Below are 20435 nucleotides of genomic sequence, written 5' to 3' on the forward strand. Positions count from 1 at the left end.
TCAAGGGGGGATGTGAGTTTTCGTCGGCTATCAGAGATAGAGCGAACGTACGATCATGAAGTGGCCGGCGAAGTAACAGGCCGCTGCGATGGCGCTGTCGCCGGTAAAGCGCTTACGGTAATGGCTGCCGAGCCAGACGATAACGCCGAGCAGCAGCAGCGACGCGCCCACAAAGCCGGAGAAACTGGTATCGGTCGGGCGGAAGAAGTAGAGCTCGCCCGCAAGCCACACCATCACCAGCGTCATGCCGATATACGTGCAGACCGGCCAGCGCAGCGTATCAAGCCGCGTCCAGATGGTGGCGATAAGCGCCGCGCCAATCACCAGCAGCGCCAGCGGCAGCGGCCAGAAGAAAGACATCGACATCTGGCTGGCGAAATAGATGGTGTAAAGCAGGTGCGAAAGGAAAAACGCCCCGGTGGCATAGAGCAACTGCTGGCGCGGCAGCAGCGTCAGCGCATCGCCCGCAAGCGTCGCGACCAGCCCGGCAAGCACCAGATAGCCCACGGGTTCCGCCAGCGGCGCCTGCCAGGCGAGCAACAGCAGCAAGAGCAGCGTAAGCGGCTTAAATACCCAGCGTTGCCACGCCGGACCACGGTAGGAGGCATCCACATACAGCCAGCCGGAAAGAAGGACAGCAATAAACGACCAAAGCATGATAAGTCCCTGAATCAGTTATGGTAACGGGTGCGCTCAGCGCACGGCTCTACCTTTCAGTCTAGTGGTCGAAGCGTCGGGATGACAACGTCAGTCGCTACGGGGTATTCTTAAAATGTATCCGCGATTCAGGCAGCCAGCATGAGTAAACCACCGCTTTTTTTCATTATTATCATCCTCTTAATCGTTGTTGCCGCTTCATTTCGCTTCATGCACCAGCGGCGCGAAAACGGCGCCAATGACGCCGCGCCCGTGGTGGAAAAGCGTATGAAAGTGATGAACAAACGTGAAAAAGCGGCGAACGAGCAGCGCTCGCGCCAGCGTGAGGTGGCGCCGCCTGCGCAGACGATGCGTTATGAGGCGAGCTTTCGGGCGCCAGACGGCGGGCTGGCGATGACGTTTCGTCTGGAGGCGGAGCAATATCATGCGTTAGCGGTGGGAGAGACCGGCACGCTCAGCTATCAGGGGACGCGCTTTATTCGCTTCGTCCTCGACCCGGCCCGTTAACGCGGGCGCTTTTGCTGTTTCTGCCAGGCGAGAAGTTCAAACACGCCAAAGATAAAAATGCGCAACTGCTGTGCGCGGCTAAGCGCCGGCCCCTCTTTCGGCTGTGTCGCTTTCAGCAGGCTCAACTGCAGGCCATGCATCAGCACCATAAAGATCAGCGCCACGTTGACAAAGATATTGAGCGGCCGCGGAAAAGGCTGAACGATATTCAGAATAAGAAAGGCCCAGACGCAGAGCATCAACAGGCGACCCAGATTAATCAACATCTTCTTCTCCTTGTGTTTCAAGCGAATAAAGGCGGTAAGCAACCTGTCCCGCGACTTTTTCGCGATGCAGCCGCCAGCTTGCCGGCACTGGCGGCAAGCCGTTTTCCACTTCGCTTTCAACATAGACCATCGCGCCGCTGGCAAGCCAACCCTGCGTTTCCAGCAGTTTCAGCGTCTCTTCCAGCAAGCCTTTACGAAAAGGCGGGTCGACAAAAACAATGTCGTACGGTTCGCCCGGCTGGTTAAGGTAATTAAGTGTGTTAGTGTTCACTACCTGTGCGTTGCTCGCCTTTAGCGTCGCCAGGTTCTTTTGCAACTGCTGCGCGACGCCGCGCTCCATCTCAAGCAGCGTGGCTTTGGCCGCATAGCGAGAGAGCGCCTCAAGGCCCAGCGCGCCGCTGCCGGCGAAACAGTCGAGGCAGCGGGCGTCTACCAGATAAGGGGCGAGCCAGTTAAACAGGGTTTCGCGCACCCTGTCAGTGGTAGGACGAAGGCCGGGGCTGTCGGGGACCGGAAGTTTCCGGCCGCGCCACTGCCCGCCAATAATGCGGATCTGTCCGCTGCCGGAGGTGGTGGGTTTCTTCATTATGCTCACTGCGCTCAACAATCTGGCCTGCTATTCTAGCGGCGCAGAGGGGCGGACGAAACCTCAATCCCCTCGCGTGCCGCCCCGCAGGGAAAGTGGTAGACTAACGTATTCATTTGCAATTTTTTCAGTACCCGCGCGGTGACGACGGGACTGCGCCATGACTTAACCGCGAGGAGTGTATTCGCCAATGGCAAAAGAGAAAAAACGTGGCTTTTTTTCCTGGCTCGGTTTTGGCCAGAAAGACGAGGCGCCAGCGCAGGAAGAACAACAAGTAGCAGAGCAGCAGGCGGTTGAAGAAAAACCGGCTGAAGCCGCGCCCGTCGCGCCTGAAGAAACGCAGCGCGAAGAACAGGCCGAGCCGCACACGCTCGCGGAGTCGGAGACGTTTGCGCAGGATGTGGTTGAAGTCAGCGAGCAGGTAGCGCAAGAGCAAGAGGCGGCCGCCGCTCATGAAGAGCAGGAAACCGTCCAGCAAGCCGCGCCGCTTGAGGCGGAACCCGAGGTCGTTGCCGAAATTGAGCCAGAGCCCCTCGCTGAGATTGAGCACGAAACGCTGCCGCTGCCGGAAGAGGTAACCGCAGAAGCGGAGCCGGAAGCCTGGCAGCCGGAGCAGGAAATCGAGTCGCAGGAAGAGGCCATCGACGAGGAAGAACTCGCGGCGCTGGCCCTGGCGGCGCAGCCGGAAGCGGAAGAGATCCTTGATGACATCGAGGCGCAAGATGCGCCGGAAACCGCTGAAGAAGCGGCGCCCGTTGAGCAAGAGAAGCCGACCAAAGAGGGTTTCTTCGCCCGCCTTAAGCGCAGCCTGCTGAAAACCAAAGAGAATCTCGGTTCCGGATTTATCAGCCTGTTCCGCGGCAAAAAAATCGACGACGATCTGTTCGAGGAACTGGAAGAACAGCTGTTGATTGCGGATGTCGGCGTGGAAACCACGCGCCGCATCATCAACCATCTCACCGAAGGGGCCAGCCGTAAACAGCTGCGCGACGCCGAAGCGCTCTACGGTCTGCTGAAAGAAGAGATGGGTGATATTCTCGCGAAAGTGGATGAGCCGCTTAATATTGAAGGCAAGAGCCCGTTCGTGATTCTGATGGTCGGCGTAAACGGCGTGGGTAAAACTACCACCATCGGCAAGCTGGCGCGCCAGTTTGAGCAGCAGGGCAAGACCGTCATGCTGGCGGCCGGGGATACGTTCCGCGCGGCGGCGGTTGAGCAGCTTCAGGTCTGGGGCCAGCGCAACAATATTCCGGTTATCGCTCAGCACACCGGCGCGGATTCCGCCTCGGTTATCTTCGACGCCATCCAGGCGGCGAAAGCGCGTAATGTTGACGTGTTGATTGCCGACACCGCAGGGCGTTTGCAGAATAAAGCGCACCTGATGGAAGAGTTGAAAAAGATTGTGCGCGTGATGAAAAAGCTCGATGTGGACGCGCCGCATGAAGTGATGCTCACCATCGACGCCAGCACCGGGCAGAACGCGGTAAGTCAGGCGAAGCTGTTCCACGAAGCGGTTGGGCTGACCGGCATTACGCTGACCAAGCTCGACGGCACCGCCAAAGGGGGCGTTATCTTCTCGGTGGCGGACCAGTTCCACATTCCGATTCGCTATATCGGCGTCGGTGAACGTATTGAAGATTTGCGTCCGTTTAACGCGGGCGATTTTATTGAGGCACTTTTTGCCCGAGAGGATTAACAATGATTCGCTTTGAACACGTCAGCAAAGCCTATCTCGGTGGGAGACAAGCGCTGCAGGGGGTGACTTTTCACCTGCAGCCGGGCGAGATGGCGTTTCTGACCGGCCATTCCGGCGCCGGGAAAAGCACCCTGCTCAAGCTCATTTGCGGCATTGAGCGGCCCAGCGCCGGCAAGATTTTTTTCAGCGGTCATGAAATCAGCCGCCTGAAAAACAGCGAAGTGCCGTTCCTGCGCCGCCAGATTGGCATGATCTTTCAGGATCACCATCTGCTGATGGACAGAACGGTTTACGATAATGTGGCGATCCCGCTGATTATCGCTGGCGCCAGCGGCGAAGACATTCGTCGTCGCGTGTCGGCGGCGCTGGATAAAGTGGGGCTGCTGGACAAAGCGAAAAACTTTCCGATTCAACTCTCCGGCGGCGAGCAGCAGCGCGTCGGCATCGCCCGTGCGGTGGTGAACAAACCGGCGGTGCTGCTGGCGGATGAACCGACCGGCAACCTGGACGACGCGCTCTCGGAAGGGATTTTGCGTCTTTTTGAGGAGTTTAATCGCGTAGGGGTAACCGTATTGATGGCGACGCATGACACCGGGCTTATCTCCCGCCGTGCGTACCGTGTGTTATCCCTGAGCGACGGGCATTTGCATGGAGGCCTGGCTGGTGAATAAACGCGACGCGCTTAATCAGATTCGCCGCTTCAGCAACAAGCTGAACGATTACAACCAACAGCGGCGCGGGGGCGAGCCGGGCAAGCCTTCGCCAAAGCGTGCGAAAGCGACGAGCGGCAAAGGTAAATCCCGTAAGGGCGGCATTAACGAACAGATGCGTTACGCCTGGCAGGGCGCGCTGGCGGACCTGAAAAGCAAGCCGTTCGCGACGTTTCTGACGGTGATGGTTATCGCCATCTCTCTGACGTTGCCAAGCGTCTGCTATATGGTTTACAAAAACGTCAACCAGGCGGCCTCGCAGTATTATCCTTCGCCGCAAATCACCGTCTATTTCGACAAGGCGCTGGATGATGACGCAGCGCAACAGGTAGTGGGTCAGCTTCAGGCCGAGCAGGGCGTGGAAAAGGTGAATTATCTTTCGCGCGATGAGGCGCTTGGCGAATTCCGCAACTGGTCGGGCTTTGGCGGCGCGCTGGATATGCTGGAAGAAAACCCGCTGCCCGCCGTGGCGGTCGTCGTGCCAAAGCTGGATTTCCAGAGCACCGAAGCGCTTACTACGCTGCGCGATCGCATCTCCCGTATCCACGGCATTGATGAAGTGCGTATGGACGACAGCTGGTTCGCCCGGCTGGCGGCGCTGACAAGCCTTGTGGGCCGCGTGTCGGCGATGATCGGCGTGCTGATGGTCGCCGCAGTGTTCCTGGTTATCGGCAACAGCGTGCGTCTGAGCATTTTCGCCCGGCGCGACACCATCAACGTGCAGAAACTGATTGGCGCAACGGATGGGTTTATCCTGCGTCCGTTCCTGTACGGCGGCGCTTTACTTGGCTTTTCGGGCGCTTTACTTTCACTGATTCTTTCAGAAATTTTGGTGCTGCGGCTCTCGAGCGCGGTTTCTGACGTGGCGAAAGTTTTCGGAACCACTTTTGAAATCAACGGCTTGTCTTTCGATGAGTGCCTGTTGTTGCTGCTGGTTTGCTCGATGATCGGCTGGCTGGCTGCCTGGCTTGCCACCGTGCAACATTTACGTCACTTTACCCCCGAATAAAAAATATTTGTTATAATCATCCCCTGCTACGAGTTCCCGTTGCAGGGGATGCAGTAACGCTTATCACCGCTGTACCTCTTGCCGCGTTTTCATTGCTCTGTCACAGAATGTGTGTAATTTATTCACAGCTTCGCATGGAACTTGTGGATAAAATCACTGTCATAGTAATGAGTGAATGGTAGTCTCGTTGCTCACAACGCCGGTGCGTCTGTTGCCTGATGGGGACATACCAACGCCGGTAAGATGTCGAATGAGAGGATTTGAATGACCAAAGAAATGCAAAATTTAGCTTTAGCCCCGGTAGGTAACCTGGAGTCTTATATCCGGGCCGCCAACGCCTGGCCGATGTTGTCGGCAGACGAAGAGCGGGCGCTGGCTGAAAGGCTGCATTACCAGGGCGATCTGGAAGCAGCTAAAAAGCTGATCCTGTCTCACCTGCGCTTTGTTGTTCATATTGCCCGTAATTACGCAGGCTATGGCCTGCCGCAGGCGGATTTGATTCAGGAAGGCAATATCGGCCTGATGAAAGCCGTGCGTCGCTTTAACCCAGAAGTGGGCGTGCGCCTGGTTTCCTTCGCCGTACACTGGATTAAAGCGGAAATTCACGAGTACGTGCTGCGCAACTGGCGCATCGTGAAAGTCGCTACCACTAAAGCGCAGCGCAAGCTGTTCTTCAACCTGCGTAAAACCAAGCAGCGTCTGGGCTGGTTTAACCAGGACGAAGTGGAAATGGTGGCCCGCGAGCTGGGCGTTTCCAGCAAAGACGTGCGCGAGATGGAGTCGCGTATGGCGGCGCAGGACATGACGTTTGATATGTCCTCCGATGATGACGCTGGCGAGGGTCAGCCCATGGCGCCGGTGCTTTATCTGCAGGATAAATCGTCGAACTTCGCCGATGGCATCGAAGACGATAACTGGGATGAGCACGCTGCGGACAAACTCACCTACGCGATGCAGGGTCTGGACGAGCGCAGCCAGCAGATCATCCGCGCCCGTTGGCTGGATGAAGACAACAAGAGCACGCTGCAGGAGCTGGCCGACCGTTACGGCGTTTCCGCCGAACGCGTGCGTCAGCTTGAAAAGAATGCGATGAAAAAACTGCGCGCCGCTATCGAAGCGTAACCCCCGTCAGTCCCGTGAACGCCCCGCTGAGCCTCTGGCCGTGGGGCGTTTTGTTTTTATAGCCCTTCGGCTGCCTGCGGACAGACGTCATTGATGCACTGCATCAATGCCTTAAACGCCCCTTCCATTTTTTCCTCCGGCACGCAGGCAAACCCCATTAGCAGACCGCGCCGCCGGTTTTCCGTCAGGTAGTAGCTGGAGAGCGGCCGCACCAGGATATCGCGCGCGTTGGCACGCTTTGCGATGGCGATATCGTCCGCCTCTGGCGGCAGGTTCAGCACCAGGTGCAGCCCGGCGTTATCGCTGAAGTCGGAAAGCGCCTGCGGGCCAAGATAGCGGGTTATCAGCCCGGTGAGGAAGGCGCGCCGCCGCCCGTAAAGCAGGCGCATGCGCCGGATGTGGGCGCTGTAATGGCCCGCTTCGATAAACTCCGCCAGCGCCGCCTGAATAAGCGAATGGCCGCCACGGTAAAGCTCGGCGTGCGCCGCTTTCATCTCCTGCGCCAGGGCGCGCGGCAGCACGACATAGCCCAGCCGCAGCCCCGGATAGAGCGTTTTGCTGAAGGTGCCGATGTAAATCACCGGCGGGTCGGGCATCAGCCCCTGCAGCGCCGGAATTGGCTGGCCGGAGAAGCGAAATTCGCTGTCATAATCATCTTCCACAATCCAGCTGCCGTTCTGGCGCGCTAACGCCAGCAGCCGTTGACGGCGCTCCAGGCTCATCACCGCGCCGAGCGGATACTGGTGAGACGGGGTAACGAAGATCAGGCGCGGCGCGGCGCTTGTGCGCTCCGGCGGAACCAGGCCGGCGGAGTCCACCGGCACCGGACAAATCTTCACGTCGTTCATCTGGAGGACGTTGCGTATCCCCCAGTAGGAAGGCTCTTCCACCCAGGCTTCATCGCCGCTGTCGCACAACATGCGCGCCACCAGATCGATGGCCTGATGAATGCCTTCGGTGATCAGCACCTGTTCGGGCGAGCACTGAACCGAACGGGCTACCCGCAGGTAATTCGCCAGCGCATGTTGCAGCTCCGGCGTGCCGCCCTGGCTGCTGTAGGTGAGGCGCTGCGGCGTAGGACGGCGGCTGATGCGCGCCTGCATTTTACTGAAAAGCTGATGGGGAAAAGCGTTCACATCCGGCACGCCGGGAATAAAGGCTCCCCACTGGCGCGGGCTGGCGCTGATGTGATCCAGCAGCCATTTCCCTCGGGAAGAGAAGCTAACAGGGGGCGCGTCAATATGCTCCCCAGGCGCCATCACCGGCGCAGATAACAATTTGTCCGGCGCCACATCGGCGACGAATGTTCCGCTTCCCTGACGAGATAAAACATATCCTTCCGCCAGCAGTTGTTCATAAACTGTTAAAATTGTGTTGCGTGAAAGGCCGAGTTCACGGGCAAGATCCCGGGTAGGCGGAAGGCGGCATTGCGGCGGCAGGCTGCCATCCAGAATCGACAGGCGGATAGCGTTATAGAGTCGCTTGTGTAGCAATTCGTCCTGCTGCTCGCCGAGCCGGACGGCTAAGAGATCGGCCACTAAAGAACGCAATTGGATCCCTCAATTAAACCAGACTGGTACTCGATTATAGGGCCATAGACTGTGTAAATAAACGTCACTGTTTCAGGTTTGTTGCTAAAAAGTGACGTTTATCAGCAGGAGATTGAGGGTGAAAAATTCAGATTTGAATCAACGTCGTCAGAGCGCCACCCCACGCGGTGTTGGCGTCATGTGCGGTTTTTACGCCGAGAAAGCCGAAAACGCGACCCTGTGGGACGTGGAAGGCAACGAAGTTATCGACTTTGCCGCGGGCATCGCGGTGCTGAACACGGGTCACCGTCACCCGACGGTCGTCGCGGCGATTGAAAAACAGCTGCAGGCGTTTACCCATACCGCCTACCAGATCGTTCCTTACGAAAGCTATGTGTCGCTGGCTGAGCGCATCAACGAGCGCGCACCGGTCAACGGCCCGGCGAAAACCGCGTTTTTTACTACCGGCGCGGAAGCGGTGGAAAACGCCGTTAAAATCGCCCGCGCTTATACGCGCCGCCCGGGGCTGATTACCTTTGGCGGCGGGTTCCATGGCCGTACCTTTATGACCATGGCGCTTACCGGCAAAGTGGCGCCTTATAAAATCGGCTTCGGGCCGTTCCCCGGTTCCGTTTATCACGGACAGTATCCGAACGAGCTGCACGGCGTTTCGGTTGACGACGCCATGGCGAGCCTTGAGCGCATCTTCAAAGCGGATATCGCGCCGGATCAGGTGGCGGCCATCATCCTTGAGCCGGTGCAGGGAGAAGGGGGCTTTAACGTGGCGCCGCCCGCCTTTATGCAGGCGCTGCGCGCGCTGTGCGACGAGCACGGCATTCTGCTGATTGCCGACGAAGTGCAGACCGGCTTCGCCCGTACCGGCAAGCTCTTCGCCATGGAACATTACGGCGTGAAGGCAGACCTTATCACCATGGCGAAAAGCCTGGCGGGCGGCATGCCGCTCTCTGGCGTGGTCGGGCGTGCCGAAGTAATGGATGCGCCCGCGCCGGGCGGCCTTGGCGGCACCTATGCCGGCAACCCATTAGCGGTAGCGGCGGCCCACGCCGTGCTGGATGTTATTGAGCAGGAAAACCTGTGCCAGCGCGCCCAGGAGCTCGGCCTGCATCTGGTTGAAGTACTGAAGCAGGCGCGCGAGCGCTGTCCAGCCATTGCCGATATCCGCGCGCAGGGTTCGATGGTGGCGGTGGAGTTTAACGATCCGCAAACCGGCAAGCCTTCCCCGGAATTCACTCGCGAAGTGCAGGCCCGTGCCCAGCAGGAAGGGCTGCTGCTGCTGAGCTGCGGCGTTTATGGCAACGTTATCCGTTTCCTCTATCCGCTCACTATTCCCGACGCGCAGTTCCGCAAAGCGCTCGACATTCTCTCCCGCGCCTTAACGCGCTAAGGGAACCGGACATCCCGAGGGCGCCTGCGTTATGGCCTGTTATCGTTCGACAGGCCATGACAGCGCGCCTTTGGGCTCTCAGGCAGGGACCGCGCCTTTAAGCCGGACGCTTAACTCTCATTAAAAGCAAAAAAATCAAACACGTGAACACACTCGCTACCGGCGCCTTCAGCCGCCGGATATTTAAGGAAGAATTATGTCTGAAAACACGACTCCCGCCTCGCTCTGGCGCGCCCGCGAACGGGCCGCCGCACCCGCTAAATCGTTAAGCTTCGTGGAAGGCGTCGCGATGATCGTCGGCACTAATATTGGCGCCGGGGTGCTTTCCATCGCTTACGCCTCCAGCAAAGCCGGCTTTTTGCCGCTGCTCTTCTGGCTGGCGCTCGTCGGCACGCTGACCACCATCACCATGCTCTATGTTGCGGAAGCCACGCTGCGCACCCGCTCGCACTTACAGCTGAGCGGCCTGGCGGCGCGCTATGTCGGGCGGTTCGGCGCCTGGATGATGTTCGCCTCGGTTTGCGTCAACAGCGTAGGGGCGCTCACCGCCTACATGACCGGCAGCGGCAAACTCCTTCACTCGCTGTTTGGTCTGTCGCCCGCCATGGGCAGCCTGCTTTTTTTTATCCCGGCGGCGGGCGTGCTCTGGCTCGGCCTGAAAGCCATCGGCCGCGGCGAGAAATTTATCAGCATCGGCATGGTGGTGATGATAAGCGTGCTGGTGGTGGCCACGCTGCTAAAAGAGACAACGCAGGTTCGTTACCTGCTGGATGGCGACTGGCGTTATATGGTGCCGGTTTTTAACGTCACGGCCTTTTGCTTTGCGGCGCAATATATCGTGCCGGAGATGGCGCGCGGTTTTGCCGATAAGCCGGAAAAGCTGCCGAAGGCGATTATCGTCGGCATGGCGCTGACTTTTCTTTTGCTCACCCTCGTACCGCTTTCGGTGATTGCGCTCAACGGGCTGGAGCAGGTTTCAGAAGTGGCGACTATCTCCTGGGGACGCGCGCTGGGCGAGTGGGCTTTCTTCTCCGCCAATATTTTCGCGCTCTGCGCCATGCTCACTTCCTACTGGGGGCTTGGCGGCAGTTTCCTGACCAATATCTTTGATAAATTCCGCCTGGGCGACGACGCGCAGCCGCTTAAGCGCGTTGGCGTGCTGCTTATTGTGGCGCTGCCGCCTTTCGCGCTGGCCTACAGCGGCATGGTCTCCTTTGTGAACGCCCTCTATTTCGCCGGGGTATTCAGCGGAGTTATCCTCTCCATCATGCCTATTCTCATTCTTAAAGGCGCCCGCCGCAGAGGAGAGCTTACGCCGCGCTGGCAGTGCAGCTGGAGCACGCATCCGCTGATTCAGGCGACCATCGTGTTGCTCTATCTTGCGAGCGCGGTTTATGCCGTTCTCTCCGCCCTCGGTTATCTGCCCGCAGGCTGGTAAACCCCGATATCACGCCGCCCGACTGGCGCGGCGTATGTTTTTTCGCCATATCCTGCCGATATTGACGTGAAAAATAGTGATTCCAAATTCAAAAAAATGGGGTATGTTTTAGCAGAGTATGCTGCCAGGACACGGGCGGTATTCGCCGTACATGGCATTAAATGCTGAACTCTATTGTGAGGCTAAAATAAAGTGTCAAAACAAAACAACAACACAACTGCAAAAACCACAACAATGGGGAAGCTCAGGATGAAAATGATGGGTAAAGCCTTACTGGCGGGATGTATCGCTCTGGCAATGAGCAGCGCGGCGATGGCGGAAGATATTAAAGTCGCGGTGGTCGGGGCGATGTCCGGTCCGGTAGCGCAGTACGGCGACCAGGAGTTTACCGGTGCCGAGCAGGCGATTAAAGACATCAACGCCAAAGGCGGCATTAAGGGCAATAAGCTCGTAGCGGTAAAATATGACGACGCCTGCGACCCGAAACAGGCGGTCGCGGTAGCGAACAAAGTGGTTAACGACGGCATTAAATATGTTATTGGCCACCTCTGCTCCTCTTCCACGCAGCCTGCGTCTGACATTTACGAAGACGAAGGCATTCTGATGATCACCCCGGCCGCCACCGCGCCGGAGCTGACCGCTCGCGGTTATCAGCTGATCCTGCGCACTACCGGTCTGGACTCCGATCAGGGGCCGACGGCGGCGAAATACATTCTGGAGAAAGTGAAACCGCAGCGCATCGCCATCATCCATGACAAACAGCAGTATGGCGAAGGCCTGGCGCGCGCGGTGCAGGACAACCTGAAAAAAGGTAAAGCGAACGTGGTCTTCTTTGACGGCATTACCGCGGGCGAGAAAGATTTCTCCACCCTGGTGGCGCGCCTGAAGAAAGAAAACATCGACTTCGTTTACTACGGCGGTTATCACCCGGAAATGGGGCAGATTCTGCGCCAGTCCCGTGCGGCGGGCCTGAAAACCCAGTTTATGGGGCCTGAAGGGGTAGCGAACGTGTCGCTCTCGAACATCGCAGGCGAATCTGCCGAAGGAATGCTGGTTACCAAGCCGAAGAACTACGATCAGGTGCCGGCAAACAAACCGATTGTAGACGCCATCAAAGCGAACAAGCAGGATGCGAGCGGCGCTTTCGTCTGGACCACCTACGCCGCGCTGCAATCGCTGGCGGCAGGCCTGAACCAGAGCGACGACCCGGCGGCTATCGCCAAATACCTGAAAGGCAGCTCCGTGGAAACGGTGATGGGCCCGCTCTCCTGGGATGAAAAGGGCGACCTGAAGGGCTTTGAGTTCGGCGTGTTTACCTGGCATGCTAACGGCACGGCCACCGACGCCAAATAATTTCCCCGGCGCCTTTCGCGCTACAGCGGCGTTAGCTGCACCCTTCAACCCCGGTCACTTACGGATGTAAGCTCCCGGGGATTTCAGGGTTTGCCGCCTTGCTGTAGCACGAAATCCCTGGGAAAATATGCTGCGGCGCCTTTGGCGCTACAGCGGCGTTAGCTGCACCCTTCAACCCCGGTCACTTACGGATGTAAGCTCCCGGGGATTTCAGGGTTTGCTGCCTTGCTGTAGCACGAAATTCTTGGGGAAATATGTTGCGGCGCCTTTGGCGCTGCAGCGGCGTGAGCTGCACCCTTCAACCCACGACGGTGGGTGTGCACGCTTACCCGTCCTGTAACGACTGTGGTGCGGGCGGTTTTGTCGGGTGGATAAGCGAAGCGCATCCACCCTTTAACAGCGACGCCGCCGCCATCACGCTTCTAAGCGCTTCACCCAGCTATCCTGCTGTGCGGTAAAGCCCAGCGCCGCCATAAACGCATTCATCACGTTGCGGTCTTCCACGCCGGTATCCGTTACGCGCCAGTCGGTAATCGACGGGTTATCGCGAATCGCTTCTTCTATCAGGTAATGCCCGACGCCACGACGGCGCGTAACTTCACGCACGCGCAGCGAGTCCATCGTCCCTTCGGTGCCGTTTAGCAACACGCGCACAGCCCCAAGCAGACGGTCATTAAAACGAGCGGCGTAAATACGGTGCGTTTCATCTACGCGCAGCGAGTCGGCGGGGTATTCAGGCCAGATTTTGCCGAGATCGAGATAGTCCTGCTCGCTAAAGGTGTCGAGGCGAATAATGGTAAGTTTCATGACGGGCGTTTCCGCAAACAGAAATAAAGCTAAGTTTACCTAATTTCTTTTACCGGCGGCTTTTACTTTCTTATCTATTCACTAGCTGATTACTTTTTGTGTTAACAGCAAAGCAGTCGTAACCGTTGCGGATCGAAAGAACACCCGCAGATAACGCTGAAAGGCAGCGATTTATCTGGCTCATAATATCGATATTTTATGCTAATCGCTGCACTTTTTTTTGTTTATCTCCGCATTAATACAGAATATTATCTCTGCTTAATCGCCTGAAAAATAGAGGATTTAGTTAGTATTCTCCGCAAATACTACGCTAAGCCATTAAAGAAACAGGCAAAAATAGCGTTGTCTATAAAATCAACAGAATAATTTTTAACCATAATAAAACCAATTAGCAACACACGTCACAAATGGGGTATTTGAGAATGAACAGGAACGCGAAGTCATTTATCGCGGGGATGATTGCACTGGCGGTATCGCAAACGGCTTTCGCTGAAGAAATTAAAGTGGCCGTTGTCGGCGCAATGTCCGGGCCGGTAGCGCAGTGGGGCGATATGGAGTTCAACGGCGCGCGCCAGGCGATTAACGATATCAATGCTAAAGGCGGCATCAAGGGCGACAAGCTGGTGGGCGTGGAATATGACGACGCCTGCGATCCAAAACAGGCCGTGGCGGTGGCGAACAAAATCGTCAACGACGGTATTCAGTATGTGATTGGTCACCTCTGCTCCTCTTCCACGCAGCCTGCATCAGACATCTATGAAGACGAAGGCATTCTGATGATAACGCCGGGCGCCACTAACCCGGAGCTGACGCAGCGCGGCTATAAGATGATTATGCGCACCGCAGGCCTCGATTCCGCTCAGGGACCGACCGCCGCGCAATACATTCTGAAGACGGTCAAGCCGCAGCGCATCGCCATCATCCATGATAAGCAGCAGTACGGCGAAGGGCTGGCGCGTTCGGTGCAGGACGGGCTGAAAAAGGGCGGCGCCAACGTGGTTTTCTTTGACGGCATTACCGCAGGCGAGAAAGATTTCTCCGCGCTGCTGTCGCGTCTGAAAAAAGAGAATATCGACTTTGTTTACTACGGCGGCTACTACCCCGAAATGGGCCAGATGCTGCGCCAGGCGCGCGCCACCGGTCTGAAAACGCAGTTTATGGGGCCGGAAGGGGTAGGCAACGCGTCGCTTTCTAACATTGCGGGCAAGGCGGGCGAGGGGATGCTGGTCACTATGCCGAAACGCTACGACCAGGAGCCTGCCAACCAGGCGGTGGTGGAAGCGCTGAAAGCGCAGAAGAAAGATCCGAGCGGACCGTATGTCTGGATAACGTACGCCGCCGTGCAGTCGCTCGCTGCCGCGCTTGAGCGCGCCGACAGCCGCGAACCGGCGGAGCTGGTTAAAGAGTTAAAAGCGCACGGTGCGAATACCGTGATTGGGCCGCTGAACTGGGATGAAAAAGGCGATCTGAAAGGATTTGAGTTTGGTGTCTTCCAGTGGCACGCCGACGGCTCGTCCACAGTGGCGAAATAAGGCGAGGCGCTTGTTCATCCCCCCTGCGGGCAATCCCGCAGGATTGAAGAAGGTTACGTTATGTCCGAGCAGTTCCTCTATTTTCTCCAGCAGATGTTTAACGGCGTCACGCTGGGCAGCACTTATGCGCTGATAGCCATCGGTTACACCATGGTTTACGGCATTATCGGCATGATTAACTTCGCTCACGGCGAGGTTTACATGATTGGCAGTTATGTGTCGTTTATGATCATCGCCGCGCTGATGATGATGGGCATCGACACCAGCTGGCTGCTGATTAGCGCCGCGTTTGTGGGGGCGATTGTTATCGCCAGCGCTTACGGCTGGAGTATTGAGCGCGTGGCCTACCGCCCGGTGCGCAGCTCCAAGCGCCTGATCGCGCTGATCTCTGCGATTGGCATGTCTATCTTTTTGCAAAACTACGTCAGCCTGACGGAAGGCTCGCGCGATATCGCGCTGCCAAGCCTCTTTAACGGCCAGTGGACGGTAGGCAGCAGCGAAAACTTCTCCGCCAGCATCACCACCATGCAGCTGGTTATCTGGGTTGTGACCGTGCTGGCGATGCTCGCGCTGACGCTGTTTATCCGCTACTCCCGCATGGGCCGCGCCTGCCGCGCCTGCGCGGAAGATTTAAAAATGGCGAGCCTGCTTGGCATCAACACCGACCGCGTTATTGCGCTCACCTTCGTGATTGGCGCAGCGATGGCGGCGGTGGCGGGCGTGCTGCTCGGCCAGTTCTACGGCGTTATCAACCCTTACATCGGCTTTATGGCCGGGATGAAAGCCTTCACCGCCGCGGTGCTGGGTGGCATCGGCAGCATTCCGGGCGCGATGATCGGCGGGCTCATTCTCGGCGTGACCGAAGCGCTCTGCTCTGCTTATCTGAGCACTGAATATAAAGATGTGGTCTCGTTCGCGCTGTTGATCGGCGTGTTGCTGGTGATGCCCACCGGCATCCTGGGCCGTCCGGAGGTGGAAAAAGTATGAAACCGATGCATTTTGTCGCGGCCATTCTTTCCGCCGCCATGTTCTTCGTGCTGGCGTCCGTTTTCATGGGCGTCCAGTTAAGCCTCGACGGCACCCGTCTGGTGGTGGGTTCCGCCGCCGACGTGCGCTGGGAGTGGATCCTCATCGGCACCGCCGTGGTCTTCTTCTTCCAGCTGCTGCGCCCGTTCTTCCAGCAGAGCCTGAAAAGAGTCTCCGGGCCGAAGTTTATTCTGCCGGCCATTGATGGCTCGACGGTGAAGCAAAAGCTGTTCCTGCTGCTTCTGCTGCTGATTGCCGTCGCCTGGCCGTTTATGGTTTCGCGCGGCACGGTGGATATCGCCACCCTGACGATGATTTATATCATCCTCGGCCTTGGCCTGAACGTGGTGGTGGGGCTTTCCGGCCTGCTGGTGCTGGGCTACGGCGGTTTCTACGCCATCGGCGCGTATACCTTCGCCTTACTGAACCACTATTACGGCCTGGGCTTCTGGACCTGCCTGCCGCTCGCGGGCCTGGTTGCCGCGGCGGCGGGTTTCCTGCTTGGCTTCCCGGTACTGCGTTTGCGCGGCGACTACCTGGCGATTGTGACGCTGGGCTTCGGCGAGATTGTGCGCATCCTGCTGCTCAATAACACCGAAATTACCGGCGGCCCGAACGGCATCAGCCAGATCCCGAAACCGACCTTCTTCGGGCTGGAGTTTAGCCGCACCGCGCGCGAAGGCGGCTGGGATACTTTCAGCAACTTCTTCGGCGTGAAGTACGACCCGTCCGACCGGGTTATCTGGCTTTATATGGTGGCGCTGCTGCTGGTGGTCTTTTCGCTGTTTGTGATTAACCGTCTGCTGCGTATGCCGCTGGGTCGCGCCTGGGAAGCGCTGCGCGAAGATGAAATAGCCTGCCGCTCGCTGGGCCTGAACCCGACGCGCATCAAGCTGACCGCCTTTACCATCAGCGCCGCGTTCGCCGGTTTCGCCGGTACGCTGTTCGCTGCGCGCCAGGGCTTCGTCAGCCCGGAGTCCTTCACCTTCGCGGAATCCGCGTTTGTGCTGGCGATTGTGGTGCTGGGCGGCATGGGCTCGCAGTTCGCCGTGATCCTCGCGGCCATTCTGTTGGTCGTTTCCCGTGAACTGATGCGTGACCTGAATGAATACAGCATGCTGGTGCTGGGTGGCCTGATGGTGCTGATGATGATCTGGCGCCCGCAGGGGTTGTTGCCGATGACGCGCCCGCAGCTGAAACTGAAAAGCGGTAAAGGAGAGCAGGCATGAGTCAGCCATTATTATCCGTCAGCGGCCTGATGATGCGTTTTGGCGGTCTGCTTGCCGTGAATAACGTCTCGCTGGAGCTGCGCCCACAGGAAATCGTCTCGCTGATTGGCCCCAACGGGGCGGGCAAGACCACGGTGTTTAACTGCCTGACCGGCTTTTACAAGCCCACCGGCGGCACCATCCTGCTGCGCGACCAGCATCTCGAAGGGCTGCCGGGCCAGCAGATCGCCCGTATGGGCGTGGTGCGCACCTTCCAGCACGTTCGACTGTTTCGTGAAATGACGGTGATCGAAAACCTGCTGGTGGCGCAACACCAGCAGCTTAAATCGGGCCTCTTTTCCGGCCTGCTGAAAACCCCGGCGTTTCGTCGCGCCCACAGCGACGCGCTGGATCGCGCCGCCGCCTGGCTTGAGCGCATCAATCTGTTGCAGCACGCCAACCGCCAGGCGGGCAACCTCGCCTACGGCGACCAGCGACGTCTGGAAATCGCCCGCTGCATGGTGACGCAGCCGGAGATCCTGATGCTCGATGAACCGGCGGCGGGCCTCAACCCGAAAGAGACCAAAGAGCTGGACGAGCTTATCGTTGAACTGCGTAATCATCACAACACCACGATTTTGCTGATTGAGCATGATATGAAGCTGGTGATGGGGATTTCGGACCGAATCTATGTGGTGAACCAGGGGACGCCGCTTGCCAACGGCACGCCGGAGCAGATCCGCAACAACCCTGACGTTATTCGCGCTTATCTCGGTGAGGCTTAAGATGGAAAATGTGATGTTGTCTTTTGACCGGGTGAGTGCGCACTACGGCAAAATCCAGGCGCTGCACGAGGTGAGCCTGCACATTAAGCAGGGCGAAATCGTCACGCTTATCGGCGCCAACGGCGCGGGGAAAACCACGCTGCTCGGCACGCTCTGCGGCGACCCGCGCGCCAGCACCGGCAAAATCGTCTTTGATGGTAAAGATATCACCGACTGGCAGACGGCGCGCATCATGCGCGAGGCGGTGGCGATTGTGCCGGAAGGCCGCCGCGTCTTTTCCCGCATGACGGTGGAAGAGAACCTGGCGATGGGCGGCTTCTTCGCCGACCGCGCGCAGTATCAGGAGCGTATTCAACGCGTTTATGAACTCTTCCCGCGCCTGCACGAGCGCCGCATCCAGCGCGCCGGCACTATGTCCGGCGGCGAGCAGCAGATGCTGGCGATTGGCCGCGCCTTGATGAGTCAGCCGCGCCTGCTGCTGTTGGATGAACCGTCGCTGGGGCTTGCGCCCATCATCATTCAGCAGATTTTCGACACCATCGAACAGCTGCGCAAAGAGGGCATGACCATCTTCCTGGTCGAGCAGAACGCCAACCAGGCGCTGAAGCTGGCCGACCGCGGCTACGTGCTGGAAAACGGTCACGTGGTGCTGGAGGATACCGGGGAGGCGCTGCTCGCCAACGAGGCGGTGCGCAGCGCCTATCTCGGCGGGTAAAGCACTATTCTGTAAAAGGGGCCGCAAGGCTCCTTTTTATTTTCCGCCGTGCTAATTTCTCGGGCGTTTATTTATCGCGCGCCCGGTCAGGGCAGGGAGGAAATATGCGTCTGGCAACATATCATCTGCTCTCTCTGTTCATGTTTTACAGCTCGCTTACCGTCGCTGGCGTTGAACTGGCTGCGCCGGGAAAGCGGGATCTACGCGACCCTGCTGTCTGGCAGGAAAAAACGCCGACGCCCACCGCCCGCGATATGGATGAACAGTGCCGCCGCGTGCGTTACTCCCCCTGCGACTATGAACAGCGAGCCCTGTCTGATGGCGAACGGGAGGCGGAACGCCGCGAGATCAACCGCACCTATAACCAAATCAAAAACGGCGAATGGCAGAAGGCCAAAACGCGATAACCGGCTGGCGGCTAACGCAGCGGCTGAGCGTCTCTCGCCTGAAGCTATCGCCGCCCGGCTACGCGAGTGAAACCCGTCACCCGGGCATCACGTTAGCGTCATCTCTGCGCCGTTTGAATGTAACAATCTCGTAACTTAGCAGTTATTTTTCTGTCATACGCGCGTGTCATGTTACCTCGCGAGCATAAAACGCGTGATTTCGCGCATCTCAAACGACGCATAATCAGAGAGATAACAGACATGACAGCTTCGTTACGACGTACAGCAATTTGTGTGGCTCTGGGATGGGCGCTGAGCGGCCCGGCAATGGCCGCAACCACCATTCCTTTCTGGCATTCCATGGAAGGCGAACTGGGTAAAGAGGTCGATTCACTGGCGCAGCGCTTCAACCAGGCGCACCCGGAATACAAAATCACCCCGGTTTACAAAGGCAACTATGAGCAGAGCCTGGCGGCAGGCATCGCGGCTTTCCGCACCGGCAACGCCCCGGCGATTTTGCAGGTGTATGAAGTGGGCACCGCCACCATGATGGCTTCCAAAGCCATCAAGCCCGTGTACGAAGTTTTTAACGACGCTGGCATTAAGTTCGATGAAACCCAGTTTGTACCGACCGTCGCCGGTTACTACACCGATGCCAAAAGCGGGCACTTACTCTCTCAACCGTTTAACAGCTCCACCCCGGTGCTCTACTACAACAAAGACGCGTTCAAAAAAGCGGGCTTAGACCCGGAGCAGCCGCCGAAAACCTGGCAGGATCTCGCCGCCTATACCGCGAAGCTGAAAGCGGCAGGGATGAAGTGCGGCTACGCCAGCGGCTGGCAGGGCTGGATCCAGATTGAAAACTTCAGCGCCTGGCATGGTCTGCCGGTCGCCACCCAAAATAACGGCTTCGACGGCGCCGACGCGGTGCTGGAGTTCAACAAGCCGGAGCAGGTGAAGCATATCGCGCTGCTGCAGGAGCTCAACAAGAAGGGCGATTTCAGCTATTTCGGCCGTAAAGACGAATCAACCGAGAAGTTTTACAACGGCGACTGCGCCATTACCACTGCGTCTTCCGGTTCGCTTGCGGATATCCGCCACTACGCCAAATTCAATTATGGCGTAGGCATGATGCCTTACGACGCCGACGTAAAAGGCGCGCCGCAAAACGCCATTATCGGCGGGGCGAGCCTGTGGGTGATGCAGGGCAAAGACAAAGCGATGTACAAAGGCGTGGCGGAGTTCCTGAACTTCCTTGCGCAGCCGGAAATCGCCGCGGAATGGCATCAGAAAACCGGTTACCTGCCTATCACCACTGCCGCTTACGACCTGACGCGCGAGCAGGGCTTCTATGACAAGAACCCGGGCGCGGATATCGCCACTCGCCAGATGCTGAACAAGCCGCCGCTGCCGTTCACCAAAGGGCTGCGTCTGGGCAATATGCCGCAGATCCGCACCATTGTTGATGAAGAGCTGGAAAGCGTCTGGACCGGTAAGAAGACGCCACAGCAGGCGCTGGACTCCGCCGTTGAGCGCGGCAACCAGCTGCTGCGCCGTTTCGAGCAGTCGACGAAGTCCTGATAACGCGATGCCCCTCACCCTCTCCCAGCGGGGAGAGGGCTGCGGTGAGGGATAAAGCCAGAACGCGCCGTTGAATAACGCCGTTGTCGGGCGGATAAGCAAAACGCCTCCGCCTTT

General features: G+C 58.1%; 20 protein-coding genes. 15 read left to right on the forward strand and 5 right to left on the reverse strand.

Features of this window, described 5'->3' with window-relative positions:
• Nucleotides 1–30: 30 nt before the first annotated feature.
• Nucleotides 31–657 (reverse strand): lysoplasmalogenase, encoded by a 627-nt coding sequence (locus IEX01_RS15035; RefSeq protein WP_024557071.1) that lies wholly within the window; start codon nucleotides 655–657, stop codon nucleotides 31–33.
• Between the two features lie 141 nt (nucleotides 658–798).
• Here IEX01_RS15035 and IEX01_RS15040 point away from each other — a divergent pair, with 141 nt between their 5' ends.
• Nucleotides 799–1164, forward strand: a complete 366-nt coding sequence (locus IEX01_RS15040) for a DUF2500 domain-containing protein (protein ID WP_188724112.1) — start codon at nucleotides 799–801, stop codon at nucleotides 1162–1164.
• Here IEX01_RS15040 and IEX01_RS15045 read toward each other — a convergent pair.
• Both IEX01_RS15045 and rsmD read right to left on the reverse strand, forming a co-directional pair.
• Nucleotides 1161–1430, reverse strand: a complete 270-nt coding sequence (locus IEX01_RS15045) for a DUF1145 family protein (protein WP_024557069.1) — start codon at nucleotides 1428–1430, stop codon at nucleotides 1161–1163. The genes IEX01_RS15040 and IEX01_RS15045 overlap by 4 nt on opposite strands.
• The gene (gene rsmD, locus IEX01_RS15050; RefSeq protein WP_024557068.1) at nucleotides 1420–2016 is read right to left on the reverse strand and encodes a 16S rRNA (guanine(966)-N(2))-methyltransferase; all 597 of its coding nucleotides are present in this window, start codon (nucleotides 2014–2016) and stop codon (nucleotides 1420–1422) included. The genes IEX01_RS15045 and rsmD overlap by 11 nt, the downstream gene beginning before the upstream one ends.
• A 190-nt stretch (nucleotides 2017–2206) precedes the next feature.
• Here rsmD and ftsY point away from each other — a divergent pair, with 190 nt between their 5' ends.
• From ftsY to rpoH, 4 genes are all read left to right on the forward strand, one after another.
• Nucleotides 2207–3712: a signal recognition particle-docking protein FtsY gene (gene ftsY / locus IEX01_RS15055; RefSeq protein WP_048888772.1), complete on the forward strand. Its 1506-nt coding sequence runs from the start codon at nucleotides 2207–2209 to the stop codon at nucleotides 3710–3712.
• Nucleotides 3713–3714: 2 nt separating this feature from the next.
• Nucleotides 3715–4383 carry a cell division ATP-binding protein FtsE gene (ftsE, locus tag IEX01_RS15060; RefSeq protein ID WP_024557066.1) on the forward strand — a complete coding sequence of 223 codons (669 nt, stop codon included), beginning with the start codon at nucleotides 3715–3717 and terminating at the stop codon, nucleotides 4381–4383.
• The gene (gene ftsX / locus IEX01_RS15065) at nucleotides 4376–5431 is read left to right on the forward strand and encodes a permease-like cell division protein FtsX (RefSeq protein WP_034881892.1); all 1056 of its coding nucleotides are present in this window, start codon (nucleotides 4376–4378) and stop codon (nucleotides 5429–5431) included. The genes ftsE and ftsX overlap by 8 nt, the downstream gene beginning before the upstream one ends.
• Nucleotides 5432–5695: 264 nt before the next feature.
• The gene (rpoH, locus tag IEX01_RS15070) at nucleotides 5696–6553 is read left to right on the forward strand and encodes an RNA polymerase sigma factor RpoH (protein WP_024557064.1); all 858 of its coding nucleotides are present in this window, start codon (nucleotides 5696–5698) and stop codon (nucleotides 6551–6553) included.
• Between the two features lie 56 nt (nucleotides 6554–6609).
• On the opposite strand, the gene pdxR is transcribed toward rpoH, so the two are convergent.
• Nucleotides 6610–8103 carry a MocR-like pyridoxine biosynthesis transcription factor PdxR gene (pdxR, locus tag IEX01_RS15075; RefSeq protein ID WP_024557063.1) on the reverse strand — a complete coding sequence of 498 codons (1494 nt, stop codon included), beginning with the start codon at nucleotides 8101–8103 and terminating at the stop codon, nucleotides 6610–6612.
• Between the two features lie 118 nt (nucleotides 8104–8221).
• On the opposite strand from pdxR, the gene IEX01_RS15080 reads away from it, so the two are divergent.
• From IEX01_RS15080 to IEX01_RS15090, 3 genes are all read left to right on the forward strand, one after another.
• Entirely contained in the window at nucleotides 8222–9487 is a 1266-nt protein-coding gene (locus tag IEX01_RS15080) for a 4-aminobutyrate--2-oxoglutarate transaminase (RefSeq protein WP_024559793.1), read from the forward strand.
• 196 nt (nucleotides 9488–9683) lie between these two features.
• Nucleotides 9684–10925, forward strand: coding sequence for an aromatic amino acid transport family protein (locus IEX01_RS15085; protein ID WP_048888775.1), 1242 nt, complete (start codon nucleotides 9684–9686; stop codon nucleotides 10923–10925).
• A gap of 249 nt (nucleotides 10926–11174) precedes the next feature.
• Nucleotides 11175–12278 (forward strand): branched-chain amino acid ABC transporter substrate-binding protein, encoded by a 1104-nt coding sequence (locus IEX01_RS15090; RefSeq protein WP_139025662.1) that lies wholly within the window; start codon nucleotides 11175–11177, stop codon nucleotides 12276–12278.
• Nucleotides 12279–12692: 414 nt separating this feature from the next.
• Here IEX01_RS15090 and panM read toward each other — a convergent pair whose 3' ends face one another.
• On the reverse strand, nucleotides 12693–13085 hold the full coding sequence (gene panM / locus IEX01_RS15095) for an aspartate 1-decarboxylase autocleavage activator PanM (RefSeq protein WP_024557059.1): 393 nt from the start codon (nucleotides 13083–13085) through the stop codon (nucleotides 12693–12695).
• Between the two features lie 422 nt (nucleotides 13086–13507).
• Between panM and livK the strand changes: the two genes are divergently transcribed.
• From livK to ugpB, 7 genes are all read left to right on the forward strand, one after another.
• Nucleotides 13508–14617: a high-affinity branched-chain amino acid ABC transporter substrate-binding protein LivK gene (gene livK, locus IEX01_RS15100; RefSeq protein ID WP_024557058.1), complete on the forward strand. Its 1110-nt coding sequence runs from the start codon at nucleotides 13508–13510 to the stop codon at nucleotides 14615–14617.
• 60 nt (nucleotides 14618–14677) lie between these two features.
• On the forward strand, nucleotides 14678–15604 hold the full coding sequence (gene livH / locus IEX01_RS15105) for a high-affinity branched-chain amino acid ABC transporter permease LivH (protein ID WP_024557057.1): 927 nt from the start codon (nucleotides 14678–14680) through the stop codon (nucleotides 15602–15604).
• Nucleotides 15601–16872, forward strand: coding sequence for a high-affinity branched-chain amino acid ABC transporter permease LivM (locus tag IEX01_RS15110; protein ID WP_188724113.1), 1272 nt, complete (start codon nucleotides 15601–15603; stop codon nucleotides 16870–16872). Before livH ends, IEX01_RS15110 begins: the two co-directional genes overlap by 4 nt.
• On the forward strand, nucleotides 16869–17636 hold the full coding sequence (gene livG, locus IEX01_RS15115) for a high-affinity branched-chain amino acid ABC transporter ATP-binding protein LivG (RefSeq protein ID WP_024557055.1): 768 nt from the start codon (nucleotides 16869–16871) through the stop codon (nucleotides 17634–17636). Before IEX01_RS15110 ends, livG begins: the two co-directional genes overlap by 4 nt.
• Nucleotide 17637: 1 nt before the next feature.
• A complete protein-coding gene (gene livF, locus IEX01_RS15120; RefSeq protein WP_024557054.1) occupies nucleotides 17638–18351 on the forward strand; it encodes a high-affinity branched-chain amino acid ABC transporter ATP-binding protein LivF in 714 nt (237 codons plus the stop codon).
• 104 nt (nucleotides 18352–18455) lie between these two features.
• Nucleotides 18456–18758 (forward strand): hypothetical protein, encoded by a 303-nt coding sequence (locus IEX01_RS15125; protein WP_024557053.1) that lies wholly within the window; start codon nucleotides 18456–18458, stop codon nucleotides 18756–18758.
• A 240-nt stretch (nucleotides 18759–18998) separates the two neighbouring features.
• Nucleotides 18999–20318, forward strand: a complete 1320-nt coding sequence (ugpB, locus tag IEX01_RS15130) for a sn-glycerol-3-phosphate ABC transporter substrate-binding protein UgpB (RefSeq protein ID WP_188724114.1) — start codon at nucleotides 18999–19001, stop codon at nucleotides 20316–20318.
• Nucleotides 20319–20435 lie beyond the last annotated feature (117 nt).

It is taken from the genome of Franconibacter daqui (assembly GCF_014644275.1).
Lineage (GTDB): Bacteria > Pseudomonadota > Gammaproteobacteria > Enterobacterales > Enterobacteriaceae > Franconibacter > Franconibacter pulveris.